General features: G+C 72.5%; 12 protein-coding genes. 6 read left to right on the top strand and 6 right to left on the bottom strand.

Annotated features, from left to right (window positions below; genetic code table 11):
- Positions 1-2,494 precede the first annotated feature (2,494 nt).
- The gene (locus tag O4J56_RS00140; protein WP_270682947.1) at positions 2,495-3,772 is read left to right on the top strand and encodes a hypothetical protein; all 1,278 of its coding nucleotides are present in this window, start codon (positions 2,495-2,497) and stop codon (positions 3,770-3,772) included.
- Positions 3,773-3,813: 41 nt separating this feature from the next.
- Here the strand turns inward: O4J56_RS00140 and O4J56_RS00135 are convergent, their stop codons facing one another.
- Positions 3,814-4,737: an NmrA family NAD(P)-binding protein gene (locus O4J56_RS00135; protein WP_270682946.1), complete on the bottom strand. Its 924-nt coding sequence runs from the start codon at positions 4,735-4,737 to the stop codon at positions 3,814-3,816.
- A 109-nt stretch (positions 4,738-4,846) separates the two neighbouring features.
- Between O4J56_RS00135 and O4J56_RS00130 the strand changes: the two genes are divergently transcribed.
- Entirely contained in the window at positions 4,847-5,413 is a 567-nt protein-coding gene (locus O4J56_RS00130) for a TetR/AcrR family transcriptional regulator (RefSeq protein WP_270682945.1), read from the top strand.
- A gap of 130 nt (positions 5,414-5,543) precedes the next feature.
- Here O4J56_RS00130 and O4J56_RS00125 read toward each other — a convergent pair whose 3' ends face one another.
- A complete protein-coding gene (locus O4J56_RS00125; RefSeq protein ID WP_270682944.1) occupies positions 5,544-6,680 on the bottom strand; it encodes a serine hydrolase domain-containing protein in 1,137 nt (378 codons plus the stop codon).
- 213 nt (positions 6,681-6,893) lie between these two features.
- Here O4J56_RS00125 and O4J56_RS00120 point away from each other — a divergent pair, with 213 nt between their 5' ends.
- Positions 6,894-7,664 (top strand): MerR family transcriptional regulator, encoded by a 771-nt coding sequence (locus O4J56_RS00120; protein WP_270682943.1) that lies wholly within the window; start codon positions 6,894-6,896, stop codon positions 7,662-7,664.
- Positions 7,665-7,755: 91 nt separating this feature from the next.
- Positions 7,756-9,288, top strand: coding sequence for a hypothetical protein (locus tag O4J56_RS00115; protein WP_270682942.1), 1,533 nt, complete (start codon positions 7,756-7,758; stop codon positions 9,286-9,288).
- Between the two features lie 30 nt (positions 9,289-9,318).
- On the opposite strand, the gene O4J56_RS00110 is transcribed toward O4J56_RS00115, so the two are convergent.
- The 3 genes from O4J56_RS00110 to O4J56_RS00100 form a co-directional block, all read right to left on the bottom strand.
- Positions 9,319-9,933 (bottom strand): hypothetical protein, encoded by a 615-nt coding sequence (locus O4J56_RS00110; protein WP_270682941.1) that lies wholly within the window; start codon positions 9,931-9,933, stop codon positions 9,319-9,321.
- An 83-nt stretch (positions 9,934-10,016) separates the two neighbouring features.
- A complete protein-coding gene (locus O4J56_RS00105; RefSeq protein ID WP_270682940.1) occupies positions 10,017-11,423 on the bottom strand; it encodes an MFS transporter in 1,407 nt (468 codons plus the stop codon).
- 236 nt (positions 11,424-11,659) lie between these two features.
- Entirely contained in the window at positions 11,660-12,238 is a 579-nt protein-coding gene (locus O4J56_RS00100) for a TetR/AcrR family transcriptional regulator (RefSeq protein WP_270682939.1), read from the bottom strand.
- A 204-nt stretch (positions 12,239-12,442) separates the two neighbouring features.
- Here O4J56_RS00100 and O4J56_RS00095 point away from each other — a divergent pair, with 204 nt between their 5' ends.
- A complete protein-coding gene (locus O4J56_RS00095; protein WP_270682938.1) occupies positions 12,443-13,378 on the top strand; it encodes an alpha/beta hydrolase family protein in 936 nt (311 codons plus the stop codon).
- 110 nt (positions 13,379-13,488) lie between these two features.
- Here O4J56_RS00095 and O4J56_RS00090 read toward each other — a convergent pair whose 3' ends face one another.
- Positions 13,489-14,106: a short chain dehydrogenase gene (locus O4J56_RS00090; RefSeq protein ID WP_270682937.1), complete on the bottom strand. Its 618-nt coding sequence runs from the start codon at positions 14,104-14,106 to the stop codon at positions 13,489-13,491.
- Between the two features lie 70 nt (positions 14,107-14,176).
- On the opposite strand from O4J56_RS00090, the gene O4J56_RS00085 reads away from it, so the two are divergent.
- The gene (locus tag O4J56_RS00085) at positions 14,177-15,094 is read left to right on the top strand and encodes a LysR family transcriptional regulator (RefSeq protein WP_270682936.1); all 918 of its coding nucleotides are present in this window, start codon (positions 14,177-14,179) and stop codon (positions 15,092-15,094) included.
- Positions 15,095-15,245 lie beyond the last annotated feature (151 nt).

Genomic DNA, 15,245 nt, shown 5'->3' with positions numbered 1-15,245 from the left:
CCTACGTTGCGATCCTCAGTCGCCGCCTTCAGCGACCGCTACCCCGCCCCCTGCTTGTTCAGCGCGTCGCACTCTCTCTGGTTGCGATCCTCGGTCGCCGCAGACGGCGACCGCCACGATCGACTTGTCCCCCAGCTCGTAGGCGGACCAGGTGTTGCGATCCTCGGCCGCCGCTGACGGCGACCGCCACTGTTGAGCCCGTCGGTGTCGGCCAGGTCGATGCGGTCGTTGCGATCCTCGGCCGCCGCCTTCGGCAACCGCCACCCCACGGCCCGCCCCTACACCGTCCGCCAGCACGAGTTGCGATCCTCGGTCACGCCCTTCGGCGACCGCCACCCTCCTCCTGGCCGAAGGCGGCACGCCGGAGCCGGTGTTGCGATCCTCGGTCGCCGCCTTCGGCGACCGCCACGCCACAGCGCGATCAAGCACGTGCGCGACATCCAGTTGCGATCCTCGGTCGCCGCCTTCGGCGACCGCCACACCGCGCGGTCGCCCCACCAACAACCCGCCCAACGGTTGCGATCCTCGGTCGCCGCCTTCGGCGACCGCCACCGCGATCTCCCTCTCGAGCCAGCGCGAGGCCTGGCGGTTGCGATCCTCGGACGCCGCCTTCGGCGACCGCCACTGGTAGCACCGCCCGGGGGCGCTTGCGTTGTGGGGGAGTTGCGATCCTCGGCCGCCGCCTTCGGCGACCGCCACCTCAGGCGAGCCGCGCACCAGCGACGAGTCCAGGGTTGCGATCCTCGGCCGCCGCCTTCGGCGACCGCCACCATCAGGGCGCCTCCAAGTCGATGACGCCTTGGGCGTTGCGATCCTCGGCCGCCGCCTTCGGCGACCGCCACAGTGCGCCGACCCCTGAGGGCCGCCCGGCCGGTCAGTTGCGATCCTCGGCCGCCGCCTTCGGCGACCGCCACGGGATGTTGGTGGTGGTGGGATCCCACACCAGATAGGTTGCGATCCTCGGCCGCCGCCTTCGGCGACCGCCACGCTGCCGGATGCGCCGGTGCGGGACCGCCGCCGCTGTTGCGATCCTCGGCCGCCGCCTTCGGCGACCGCCACTCGGGGTCGGCGGTGTCGGCGGGGATGTCGTTGATGTTGCGATCCTCGGCCGCCGCCTTCGGCGACCGCCACACCGGGGTGACAGGGGTGACAGACGTCTGACCTGCGGGTTGCGATCCTCGGCCGCCGCCTTCGGCGACCGCCACTCGCGGACCTCGCGCAGGCCGGGGTCGGTGGCGGTGTTGCGATCCTCGGCCGCCGCCTTCGGCGACCGCCACGAGCGGACCACTTTGCCGTGGTCCTCGGCCTGGGGTTGCGATCCTCGGCCGCCGCCTTCGGCGACCGCCACAGCGTCTGAACAGGTAGGACGGCCCGGGAACAGAGCGCCGACCGGCACCTGGAAACTGCCACCGGACACCAAAACCACCCATTTCCCCTTGAGAACCTCCCCGGGATTCCATGGGCACCGAGGGTTCCCAAGCGACAGGCCCCGCCCACCCGCGAACGCCAGCCGAAGGATAACCCGAACCACCCACACGAACCCCGGCGACGGCTGAAAAGGCAGGCCCAGCCCCGCCGTCCACCCTCGCGGGTGCACCGACCCCGCAAAGGTGGTGCACCCTGAGGGTGCACCACTGGGAAACCATCCCGGAGCAACCCGGCACACCCTGGACGACACCTCCCCCTTCACCTGCACATTCTCGAATTCATGCAGGTCACACCCCTGAACCTGGGGCATTCGATTCCCGTCATCCGCTCCACAAAGAAAAGGCCAGGTCAGCCGGTAGATTCCGGGACCTGGCCTTTGTCGTTTCCATGGTCGGAACCAAGCGTCGTGCCCGCTGCGTGCCAGTTTCTTGCCAGATGCTCAGACGCGAGCGCCGCCCATGGGCGGGTCGCCCCCTCGTCGTCATCGCTCTTCACGCCTTACCTGGAGGCGTCGAGAGGGTATGACTGGCCCCGTCCGCTCGACTGAAGGAGGGCCCGTGGGCAGGCGGATCGACCACTACCTCCGGGGCGGGCCCACCCACATCGGATGAGGTCAGCCGGCCTCCGCCCATTGACCAGGCAGAGGTACCAGGCTCTGTCCCGTCGCCCCGGGAGCTCTCACGCGTCGCCACGCAGGACGGGGCGACGGAGGGCACCACCTCTCCCCTCGGCCACCCCACACGGACCGGCCGACCCCGGACAGACCTCCTTGGAGGTCTTGCTGTGTTTGCAAATGCACGTGCATACTCGCGTGCATGCACTTCCTTCCGGTCGGTCGAAGGAGGCGACGCGCCCTCCCATGACCTCCCAGAACCCCTCGGACCCGTTGTCCGGACGCCCCACCGGGACCGACGGCGACACACTCGAGCAGGCCACGGGCCCCGGCGCCTGCTTCGCCGACCCGAACCCCCTCCGCGGCGTCCTGCCGCCGGGGGAAGGGCTGGGCCTCTCATGGCGGTCAGCACGCTGCCGCGCACCGCGGCACCCCGCCCGCCACCCCGCGGACGTGAGGAACAGTTCCTCCAACAACGCCGCGACGACCCTGATCCAGGTCGGGACCTCCGGCGACATCTCCGTCGAGGCGCGGCCGGAGCCGCCCCGGGGCGGCGATCAGGCGGTCGACGCCGCACTGTCCGCGGCCGTGCCCGTCGCCCGGGCCGATCCCCGGCTGCTGGGCGTCCACCCCGCCCCCGCCGGCCCCGGCGGCTCCCGCCTGACCCCCTACATACGCCGCGACCGCGACGGCGAACTCGAGCAGGCCGTGGCCGCAGCCGCGGCCACAGGCGGCGTCGTGCTGGTGGTGGGCGATTCCGGCGCCGGCAAGTCCCGCTCACTGCTGCACGCCCTGGCCTCGAACGTGCCCCACCGCCGGCTCGTGGCCCCGCCGACGGGAACGGCACTGGACACGCTGGCCCGGCGGCTCGTCTCGCCCCCGTCCCCGTTCGGCTCCGGCGTCGTGGTGTGGCTCGACGACGTCGACGGCTTCCTGGAGGACGAGGGGGCGCACCTGACCGAGGCCACCCTGAACCTGCTCACGCGCGGCCGCACCATCGTGGCCATGACCCTGCGCACCGACTACCTCGACGCCCACCGCGCCCTCCCTCCCCCTCCGGCGCACGCGACGCCGGGGCCCAGGCGCACGGTCGACCTGCTCAGGCGCCTCGACCCCCTCCTCCTGGAGCGGACCTGGTCGGCCGAGGAGACCGAGCGCGCCGCCGGACACGGCGACCCCCGCCTGCGCACCGCCGCGCACACCGCCCGCCACGGCGTCCACGGGGTGGCCGAATACCTGGCGGCAGGCCCCCTCCTGGTCGAGATCTGGCAGGGCGCGAACCGGTGCACCGACACCGGCGGCCACCCCCGCGGCCGTGCGGTGGTCTCCGCCGCGATCGACCTGTACCGCACCGGCCTGGTCTCCGGCCTGTCCCCCGACCTGCTCAGGCACACGCACACCGCCTACCTGCACGGGGCCGAGGCCCTGCGCCCCGAGGGCTTCGACGAGGCGCTCGCCTGGGCCCAGCAGGTCAGGCTCGGAGCGAGCGGCCTGCTCGTCCCGGCCGACATGGACGGCGGCCTCTGGCGCCCGTTCGACCACCTCGTCGCGTCCACCCACGGCCCCGTCCCCGACGAGGTCCGCACCCGCGCCCTGGTCCACGCCCTGCTCGAAGGGAACGCCCTCGACGACGCCGCTCCGACGGCGTGCGGACGCTGCCCTCACCCACGCCATGACAGCAGATCGGTGCGAGCGGCCGGGACGGCCTGTGGCGGACACCGCTGTCGGTAGCCGAGTGCCCCGTGGCGCGTCGCGCCTGCCCGGAGGGGCCTTCAGGCATCGGCCCTCATGTGCTCCTTCGCCCATTCCTCGAAGCTGGTGGGCCGGATGCCGAGGGCTCTCGCGAACTCCGGACGGGCGGGCTGGCCGACCTCGTTCAGCCACCCGAGTGACGCCCCCATCGGGGGCATGCCTGCGGCCTCGGCCTCCTCCGTGGTCATGTCGGGTGCGGACACGGCCGTGCCCAGCGCGCGAGAGAGGACGGCGGCGATCTCCGTCATCGACAGGTAGTCGCTCGCCAGCTCCAGTTCGACCCGGTCGAAGCGCTCGGGATCGGCGATGGCCGCGGCCGCCGCCGCTCCGATGTCGCCCACGGCGATCAAGGACACCCGGGTCTCAGGCCGCAGGACGGACACCAGGCCGCCGTCGACGCCGCGCGGGAACATGTACGCCGTGGACGGCAGGAAGTTGTCCATGAAGCAGCTCGGCTTGAGGAGCGTCCATCGGGCGAAGCCCGCCTCCCGGAGCCGGTCCTGGATCGCGCTCTTGGCCTCCAAGGCGGGCTCTATGAAAGGCCAGCGGCCCTCCACCCACCCCGGCGCCGACGTGTGCCGACCGGCGCCGCTGGCGGAGGTGTGCACGAACTGCGGCACCCCGGCCGCCTTCGCCCCCTCGATGAGGTTGGTCCCCTGGGCGACTTCTCCCTCGAAGTCGACGCCTTCCGCGTCCATGGCGGGCATCTGCACCGAGAAGACCGCACGGGCGCCTTCTGCGGCGCGGGCGATGGAGGCGCGGTCGCGCAGGTCACCGGTGACCAGTTCGACACCGAGCGCCTTGAGGGCCTCGGCCCTGGCCGTTGCCGGGTCGCGCACCAGGGCGCGGACGGGCACACCCGCCGCGCGCAGGGCGCGCGCCGTGGCGCCGCCCTGCCTGCCCGTCGCGCCGGTGACCAGGACGGGGGCGGAGTCTGTGGACATGGCTCTCCTCGGTGCTCGAAGATGCTCGAACCAAAACGGCGGGGCCCGCCGTTTCACTTGCCGTACGATATGGCGGGGCCCGCCGTTTAGCAACCATGGAGGTGACGCCATGCCCGAGCGGCAGCGCTCGGACGCCCGACGCAACTACGCGCGCATCCTCGCCGTCGCCGAGGAGGAAGTGGCCGCCCAAGGCGCTGGCGCCTCACTGGAGGCGATCGCCCGCACCGCAGGGGTCGGCTCGGCCACTGTGCGCCGCCACTTCCCCACCCGCCACGCGCTGCTGGAGGCGGTCTCCCGGAGCCGCGTCGACGCCCTGGCCGACCGCGCCCGCGAGCTGGCCGATGAGGACGACAGCCGGGGCGCGCTCCTGGAGTGGCTGGGCGAGGTGGTCGCCTACTGCGTTTCCACACGGGGCCTGGCCGCCGCGTTGGCCTATGACTGCGCCGCTGCCGCCCCGGGGCAACAGGACACCTGCTCGGCGGCCCTTGAGCAGGCCGCCGAACCCCTGCTCCACCGCGCCGCGCGGGAAGGGGCGGTAGCGGCGGACACCACCGTCACCGACCTGATCACCCTGATCGTGGGCATCACGCTCGCCACGGAGAACCACCCCGATCCCGCCGGAGCGGCGGACCGCCTCTTCCGCATGTCCGTGGTCGGCCTGAGCCCGTCCGTCTGAGCCCGTCCATTGGGCCCGGCGGCCCGGCCCGCCGTCCACTCCCTGGAGGACATGAAGGAGAGGCCAGGTCACCGGTATCTCCGGGACCTGGCCTCGCTGCTTCCCCTGGGGCCTGCACGACCGTTCTCGCCTAGAACACCGCCTTCACGAGCTTCTGGTAGGCCTCCTGCCCCTGGACGGCCATGGTGATCTCGGGGTCGTCCACGTAGTTCACCGCCGCCGTCATGACCGTGTCCCCGTCGGGCGAGGCGGACATCATCGCCGCGTACCCCGGAACACCGCCGTTGTGGTTGATGATGGTCGCGCCGCCCTCCGTCTTCTGCACGAACACCCCCAGGCCGTAGTCCATCGACGGGATCCCCGTGGACACCGGCGTGTACATCTCCTCCAGCAGCTCGGGCGGGACGATGTGGCCGCCGACCAGTGCGGTGATGAACACGGCCAGGTCCTCGGTCGACGAGATCATGTCGCCGCCGGTGGAGAGCCAGGAGGGGTTCTGGCGGGTGATGTCCACCGTCTTCTGCTCGCCGTCCTTCTCATAGCGGAAGTAGCCGTGGGCGTGCGGCGCGGGGATCTCCGGCGAGTCCTCCGGCAGGATCGTACGCGTCAGCCCGAGCGGGCCGAGGATCTGGCGCTGCATCTCCTCAGGGAACGAGCGGCCGGTGACGTTCTCGACCAGCAGCCGGGCCAGCACGTAGTTGGTGTTGGCGTAGCCCCACTTCTCCCCCGGCTCGAACATCGTCGGCTTGGACAGCGCCAGCCGCACCAGCTCCTCCGGGCGGGTGCTCTCCCGCTGGCTCTCCAGCCACTCCTCGGTGCTCGTGCCGTAGGGCGTGGTGATCCCCGGCAGCAGCGTCCCGTCCTCGTCGTACTCCCCGGTGAAGTTGAAGACCCCGCTGGTGTGCTGCAGCAGCATCCGCACCGTTATCCGCTCGTCCAGGTCGAACCCGGGCAGGTGGTCGGCGGCGCGGGTGTCCAGCCCGATCCGGCCCTCGGCCACCGTCCGCAGCACCAGGGCGGCGGCGAAGGTCTTGGTGGTGCTGCCGATCCTCGTGTACCCGTCGACCGGCGGCGCGTCGGTCCCGTCGAGCTCGGCCCTGCCCACGCTGCCGACCCACTCGCCGCGCCGGTCGCGCACCCGCAGCGACACCCCGAGGAACCCGGTCTCGACGATCTCCTCCATCGCCTTCTTCAGCTCCGGACGGGCCGGACCCGCGTCGCCGGGCCGGGAAACGCTCTCGTTCTGGCCGGAAAGGGGGGTGTTCATCGTGATCCGCTCCTTCGTTCTCGTCCTGTGCGGCCGGCTCCCTGCCTCTGTGCCGCTACGAGAAGCCTCCGGCCTGACCTAAGGTCAACCTCAAGTGTGATCTGGATCACACGGAATCGACCGGCCGCATCCCAAACGGGAGTCTTGACCCTGGCCCAAGGTCAAGGCGCACACTCGGCGCACGCCCCCCGAGCGGAAGGAAGCACCGCACCGATGACGGACGGACTCACGATCGGCCAGGCGGCCTCCTTCGCCGAAGTGACGGTCAAGGCCGTCCGGCACTACCACCGGATCGGCCTGCTCGACGAGCCCCCGCGCGACGGCTCCGGCTACCGCCGCTACGGCGCGGCCGAGGTACTGCGGCTCGTCCGCATCCGCACCCTCGCCGCCGCCGGGGTGCCGCTGGCCGAGATCGGCGCCATGCTGGAGTACGGCCCCGAGCGCTTCGCCAAGGCCGTCGCCGAGGTCGAGGAGCAGCTGAACGAGCGGATCGAGGAGCTCACCGCCCGTCGCGCCATGCTCCGCCGCCTCGCCGCCGGCGACCAGGCGCTGCTCCCCGACCGCGCCGCGGACCTCCTCGAACGCGGACGCGACGCCGGGCTCCCCGAGGAGGAGGTGGCGGCCACCCGGGAGGGCATGGTCCTGGCCCGGGCGCTGGACCCCGACGCCTTCGACGACTACCTCGACAACCTGGAGGAGGCCCTGGCCGATCCGCACGCCATCGCCATGCACCGGCGCGCGCAGGAGGCCCTCGACTGGGAGCCGGACGACCCCCGCCTGGAGGAGGTCGCCACCGCCATGGCGGAGTACGCGCTGGCCCACCCCGCGATGCTCAAGGTCGTCACCAGCTTCCAGCAGGCCCGGTCCGCGCCCGCGGACCGGTACCGGCTCATCAGCCGTTTCGGCAACCAGTCGCCGGCCGGCACCCGGCTGCTCGACCTGATCGAGGCCCGGCTCCGCTCCGCAGGCGTGTTCATTCCGTGAGTGACGCCGATTCCAGAAGACCGATTCCAGAAAGGTCGGGGGGACACGGTAGGCCGTAGTACGCCCCTTCCCCTTCCCCGGCAGGAGACCGATGTCCGCCTTCTACACGGCCCACGAGTACGAGAGCGCGATCGAATCCCTGGTCGGCACCGACGGCCCCGAGGCCGGCTGCGAGCGCGCGCTGGCGGCCGACGGCTCTCCCCGGGCGGTCAGACTCCTGGCACGCCTTCCGGTGGACATCCGCCGTCGAATGGCCGAAGCCTGCGTGGAGATGTACAAGGCGGCGGACTCGGACGAGCGCCGGTCCCGACTCCTCACCTTGCACGCCGGCCTGCTCGCGAACCGGGTCGACCTGTTGGAGACCGACGGCCTGGAGGCGCGGGTCCTCGCCACCATGCGCGTGGAGAACTCCGCTCAAGCCGACGCCAGGGAGGTCGTATTGAAGGCGGCCGCCGAGTCCGACGACTTCCCGTGGACCGCCGAGCGCCTGCGCACGTTCTCCACCGAGCACAGGAATCGGCTCATCATGGCGGTGGACTGGATGCTCGGCCTCGGCCGCGTCGACGACCCGGAACAGCGGGCCCGGCTCCAAGACCTGCACGCCGCGCTCTCCTCAGGCCATCTGGAACACCTCGGGTTCGACGCCTTGAAGCCGATGCTCCTCGCGGCCGTCGCCCGTGGCGACATCGAGGAGGCCGCCGAATCCGTGCTGGCGGACAAGGACTTCGCCGAAACCGTCGACCAGGTGCGCACCCTCCCCGAGAACGTCCGCGGCGCGCTCATGGACGCCTGCGCCGACCTCTACGCCCCGCACGCCCCCGAGTACCGCCGCATCAGGGTCGTCCGCATGCACGCCGCGCTGTCCCTGTCGCTGGACAGGCCCGACGACCGGCTGGCCGCCGCACGCGAGGAGGCGCTCCGGTTCGACCCCGACGACCTCGTCCGCACTGTCGAGATGATCGAGACCGCATGGGCTCAGCTGGCCTCCGGCCGGGACATCCCGGACGCGATCGGCGCCAGGATGCGCCACGAGTACTTCTCCCCGCGCCCCTTCAAGGCGAAGGAGCTGCGGAAGGTGGTGCGGCTGCTGGCCGACCGCGGCCCGGTCCTCAACCCGGGCCACGTGTGGACCGACCGCGCCCTCGCCGAGCTGGCCGACCTGCCGGGCGTGTGGACCGAAGCGGTCCGACACGCGGCCACCGCGACCAAGCCGAGGCCCGACGCCGCGTGGGAGGAGTCGGGGCGGGCGCTGCTCTCCCGCATCGACGGCGAGGAGTTCGCGGAACGCGTGCTCGGATGGCTCCCCCTGGTGAGCGACCCGCACACCTACTTCGCCCCCGACTCCTACAACGCCAACGCCGCACGCGGCCTGGTGTGGCTGCTCGCCCTGCTCCCCACGCGCGCTGAGACGGTGCGCGGCGTGGGCACCGTTCTGGAAGAGGCCCTGCGAACGCCCCCGTCGGGCTCGTCGCCGGGGATCCCGAAGCTCGCCAATGCGTGCGCACACGCGCTCTGCATGATGAAGGGCGACGATGCCACAGCGGAGCTGTCCCGTCTCACGGCTCAGATGGCCTACAAGCCCGCCCTCAAGATCCTTCAGGCGGAATTGAACGCACGGTCCTGACCCGGCCCTCGGCCACGGACCGGGTCTGCTCTACGTGAGGAGGTCGGGCCGCACTTCGCGGAACGCCTGGACGACCTCCGGCCGCCTCCTGTTCCCCGGCGTGATCTCGACGCGGACCGGGGGCGATCCCGGCACGGCCCCGACCCAGCTCGGCAACGTGACGCCGCGGACGTCCGCGTCCACCAGCAGGCCGACCTTGGCGACCCTCCTCTGCTCGCCGGACCGGCCGACGAAGACCTCGCGTTCGGTGATCGATCGGACCGCGCCCCACGGGATCCGCACGGTCCGATCCGGAGACCACAGGTTGGGCTCCTGGATCAGCGCGATGCCGATGGCGTCGGCCGCCACGCCCTGACGGGTGAACACCCTCGGGGCGACCCACACCATCCACACCGCCACGACGACCGAGGCCACGAGGAACACGGCGCCGCCGGTGATCTCGCTCGGGCCGATGTAGGGCTTGCCCACCTCCTCGGCCATGCGGAGGGCGATGGCCGCGCCCACGGCGATCGACACGGTCGTCACCGCGATCCACGTGGGTATCCGGCGCCAGCGCAGGTTCACCCATTGGGCCTCGACGGAGGCCCCGGGGACGGGGCCGCCGGGATCGTACAGGTCACCGAGTATGCGATCGCGCGAGGACATGGGCGCAGTGAACCACAGCCCGAGGGGACGGCGGCAGGGGCGGAGCACACACCGCCGGAGGAGCTCCGCCCGGACGTCCGCCCCTACTCGGCCCCGCCCCGTGGCCCGGGCTCCCGGGCCTCGGCCACCGAGCGCAGGCGCGGCAGGGCCACCAGGACGAACACCGCCCCCGCCAGCAGGGCGAAGCCCCCGATCCGGAACGCGAGGGCGTAGCCGCCCGCCAGGGCGTCCGGGTCCACCCGGGCCGAGGCGTACGCCGCGGCGGCCGTGGACAGGGCCGCCAGGCCCAGCGCGCCGCCCACGGTCCGGGCCGTATTGATCAGGCCCGACACCAGCCCGGCGTCGGAGGGTGCCGCGGCGGCCGTGGCCGAGGCGGTCAGCGGGGTTGCGGCCAGGCCCGACCCGAACGCCATCAGGATGCCGGGCCCCAGGACCGTGGCGGCGTATCCGCCCCCGGCGGGGATCCCCATACCGGCCCACAGGAACCCGGCGCCGCTCACCGCGACCCCGGCCATCGCCACGTACTTGCCGTCGACCGCGCGCATCATCCGCGGCGCGATCTTCGACCCCAGGATGATGCTGACGGTCTGCGCCAGGAACCCCAGGCCCGCCTCCATCGGGCTGAAGCGCAGCACGTTCTGCATGTACAGGGACATGAAGTACCACATCGACATCATCGCGGCCCCGCACACGAACATCGCCGCGTTGGCCGCCGCGACCGGGCGCGCGGCGAGCAGCCGCAGCGGTACCAGCGGCGCCGCGGTCCGGGCTTCCACCAGGACGAACGCGCCGAGCAGCACAAGCCCGCCGAACAGCGGGACGAGGGACCACGGGGACCCCCACCCCTGGGACTCGGTTTGCACGACCCCGTAGACGAGCGTCACCAGCCCGAGGGTGACCAGCAGGGCGCCGGGCGCGTCGAGCCGCGCAGGGGCCCCGTCCCCGCGCTCGCGCCGCTCGCTCACCCACAGCACGGCGGCGAGGAGCGCCAGCGCGCCGATGGGCACGTTGATGAGCAGCACCCACCGCCAGGAGAGGAACTCGGTCAGCGCGCCGCCGATGATCCCTCCGGCCGCGCCGCCCCCGGCGCCGACGGCGGTCCACGTAGCGATGGCCCGGGTCCGCGCGGGCCCCGGCGGGAAGGAGGTGGTGAGGATGGTCAGGGTGGCGGGGGCCAGCACGGCGGCCCCGACCCCCTGCGCCGCGCGCGCTGCCAGAAGGTGCCACGGCTCCTGGGCGAGTCCGCCGACGAGGCTGGCGGCGATGAAGGTGCCGAGGCCGATCAGGAACATCCTCTTGCGCCCGAAGAGGTCGACGGCCCGGCCTCCCAGGAGCATGAGGCCCGCGAAGGTGATGGTGTAGAGGTTGACCACCCACTGCAGCCCGGTCTCGCTCAGCCCCAGGGCGGTCCGCATGGCCGGGAGGGCCACGTTGACCACCGAGACGTCGAGGACGACCAGGAACTGGCCGGCGCACGCGACGAGCGCCACGACCCAGAGGCCGACGGTACGCGTGTCGGGTTCGCGCTGCTGAACGGATGACGCGGATGACGCAGATGACGCGGTCACGACGCCTGCCAATCGTCGAAAGGGGAGTGTCCGCCGACGCGGTGTCCGGCGGCTGGAGCCCGGCGTCCCGGAGTGAGGAACGACCGGGGCGGAGAAAGCCCGCGAATCCCTATGAATCGGACACGACAGGGACCCTAGGCCCTCTAGTTGACTTGAGGTCAAATGGTTTTCGGAGCGACCCTGCACCCGTCGAGGAGGACGGCGACCATGCGCTCGGCCTCAGCCCTGCCGTAGTCGGGTCCCGTGATGCACAGGTTGCCGATGGCGCGCATGAGTGTGTACGCGGTGATGCCGGGCCTGACCTCCCCGGCCGCGGTGCATGCGTCGAGCAGCGACGCGCAGGCCGGGAGCAGGCTGTCGAGCATGAGGCTGTGGAGGTTCTCCAGCCCCGAGTCGCCCGACCCCAGCGCGGCGCCGAGGCCGTGCTTGGTGACCAGGAATTCGGTGAACGCGTCGACCCAGCGGGTCAGCGCGGCGAAGGGGGACTCCGCCTCCTCCAGGAGCCGCGGCGCGAGTGCGGCGCACGTGTCGATCTGGTGGCGGTAGACGGCGGTGACGAGGTCGGCCCGCGTCGGGAAGTGGCGGTAGACCGTGCCGACGCCGACGCCCGCGCGCTCGGCGATGTCCCGGACCGGGGCCTGGACTCCCTGGTCCACGAAGACCGCCGCGGCGGCCTCCAGGACCCCGCCGCGGGTGCGTTGCGCCTGCGCCCGGCGCACTCCGACCGGTTCGGGCACGGCTCCTCCTTGCTTCGCGGAACATTGTTCCGCTAAATTGGCGGAACATCGCTCCGCCAACGATACGGCAGGGCGTCCGCCAATGCGCCCATCGGTGTGCCCATCGCACCCATCGGTGCGCCCACCCGCGCGCCCGCCAGCGCGCCCATTCGCACGCTCATCAGCGTTCACCCGTGCAGAAAGCGCAGGTTCCCCGTGTTCCCCATGCCCTCCGACCGCCTCGGCCGGCAGATCACCGCGGTCAAGCCCATCACCGTCCCCACCCCCGTCCCCGCAACCGGCCACGGCCCCGCCCGCGGCACCGACCTGCAGGTGAAGGTCACCGCCCCGGTGGTCGGCCGCGACCTGCCCGTCATCGTGTTCTCCCACGGCAACGCCTGGTCCATGGACGGCTACGGGCCGCTCGCCGACCGCTGGGCCGCCGCCGGGTTCGTCGTCGTGCAGCCCACCCACCTGGACTCCCGCCGCCACGCCATCGGGTGGGACGACCCGCGCTTCGCCACCGTCTGGCGCGTCCGGATCGCCGACCTGCACGCGGTCCTCGACGGCCTCGGCGGCATCCTCGCCCAGGCCGGGGGCCTGGAGGACCGGGTCGACCGCGAGCGCGTCGCGGTCGCCGGCCACTCCTGGGGCGCCCAGACCGCGGGCACGCTCCTCGGTGCGCGCGTGCTCGGCGCCGACGGCTCGCCCGGCGAGGACTTCTCCCACCCGGCGGTCGCGGCGGGCGCGCTGATCGCCGCGACCGGGACCGGGGACTCCCTCACCCCGTTCGCCGCCGAGCACCTGCCGTTCATGCGGCCGGACTACGCGACCATGACCACTCCGGCCCTGGTCGTCGCGGGCGGCAGGGACCAGTCGCAGCTCTCGACGCGTGGGCCGGAGTGGTTCACCGACGCCTACCGCCTCAGCCCGTCGCCGAAGAGCCTGCTCACCATCGACGAGGGCGAGCACACGCTGGGCGGCCTCGCTGGGGAGGCCGCCGCCGAGACCACCGACGAGGACCCCGCGCGCGTCGCCCTCGTCGCCGACGCGGTCTCCGCCTACCTGCTCGACGCCTTGAAGGTCGACGGCTCCGCGTGGGCCGCGCTCAAGGACGCCGCGGCGGCCGGCGACGGCACATGGAGCGTCGCCGGCAAGTGAACCGGGCGGAACCCCCGATGATCTCGGGAAAAACGCCCCTACCAGGCCGGTTTCAACGTCGTTTCTCCCGAGATCAACGGTGGAGGGGCCGGGCGGGGCCGGACACCTGGCTAGTCGAGCTCGTACACCCGCCCGGTCTGGCCTCCCTCGATGGAGCGGACATAGGCCTGCGCCACGTCGTCGACCGCCACCGACGGCACCCCCGGGAAGAAGTCGCCGTAGTGGGGCAGGCTCTCGGTGAACACCGTCGGGCTGACCGCGTTGATGCGCTGCGGGGCGATGTCGATCGCCGCCGCCCGCACGAAGCCCTCAACGGCGCCGTTGGCCATCGCCGCCGCGCTGGACGTGGGGATCGGGTCGCGGCTCAGCACCCCGGTGATCAGGGTGAACGACCCCCGCTCGGCCACGTGCGCGATCCCCTGGCGCACCAGCTCGATCTGGCTGAGCACCTTGCCGCGGAAGGAGGAGGCGTAGTCCTCGGCCGCCATGTCGGCCACCGGGTTGTAGACGACGTCGCCCGCCGCGCTCGCCACCGCGTCCAGGACGCCCGTCTCCCCGTACAGCGCGGGGTCCCCGTACAGGGCCGCGACCTGCTCCGGGTCCGCGACGTCGTACCGGAGGCGGCCGGTCGAGCGGCCGACGGTCACCACCTCGTGCCCGCGGTCGGCCAGGGTCTTCTCCACGGCGGTACCGAGCCGGCCCGCGGCTCCGATCAGAAGGATTCGCATGGACAGGACGCTACGGCGGCGGGGAGCGGCGAGGGAAATGCCCGTTGCGCGGGATCCATACCCTGGACGCATGAATACGACGGGTGTACCGACCGGGCGCACCGGTGTGGAGCTGCGCCACCTGCGCGCCCTGGCCGCCATCGGCGACGAGGGGACGGTGACCGGGGCGGCGGAGGTCCTGCACATCAGCCAGCCCGCGGTATCGCGCACCCTGGAGCAGCTGGAGCGCGCGGTCGGCACCCGCCTGGTCGAGCGCACCACCCGCAGCCTCGCCCTGACCGACGAGGGGCGACGGCTGTGGGAACACGCCCACGGCATCCTCGACCGGCTCGACACCGCGCTGAACGAGGTGCGTGCGGGCCCGCGCCCGCTGCGGCTCGGCATCGCATGGGCGGTGCTCGGCCCGTTCACGGTGCCCCTGCTCCAGGAGTGGCGCGACGCCCATCCGGACGCGCCCGTGCGCCTCCACCGCCGCACCGACCTCGAAGGGGCGCTGCGCCGTTCGGAGGTGGACGCGGTGCTGCTCCGGACGACGCCGTCGCCGGTCCCCGATGTGCACTGCCTGCGGCTGATGCACGAGCGCCGTGTGGCGGCCTTCGCCGAGGACGACCCGTTGGCGGACAAGGAGCAGGTCCACCTGGCCGACCTGGCCGAACGGGACGTGGCGCTGTGCACGACCGCGGCCACCACGCACAGCACCCTCTGGCCGGAGGGCCACCGCCCGCGCACGGTCGACGTGGCCGACGTGGAGCAGTGGCTGGCGGCGGTCGCCACAGGGGAGGCCGTGGGCGTCACGGCGGAGGGGACGGTGCACAGCTACCCCGCGCCCGGAATCCGGTACGTCCCGATCGCCGACGCGCCCCCGGTACCGGCGTACCTGTCCTGGCCGAAGCGGCCGAGCCACCCCGACACGAACGCATTCGTGACCCACGTGCGCCGCACCCTCCAGCACCGGAACGCATCCGGGCACCGTTCACCGGCCCGCTGATCGGGCGTGGGCCTCGGAGCGGTTCCGTGGAGCGGTCCCTTGGAGCGGTTCTGCGGCTCCTTGGAGCACTGCGATTCCGTTCGCCCAGACCAGTTCGCCCAGACCAGTCCGGCCACAGCGGCTCGCGGCCGAACCGAGGGCGGTCTTCGCG

It is taken from the genome of Nocardiopsis endophytica, assembly GCF_027706725.1.
In the GTDB taxonomy this organism is placed as follows: Bacteria; Actinomycetota; Actinomycetes; order Streptosporangiales; family Streptosporangiaceae; genus Nocardiopsis_A; species Nocardiopsis_A endophytica.
This window is presented reverse-complemented; position numbering and strand designations above follow the sequence as displayed.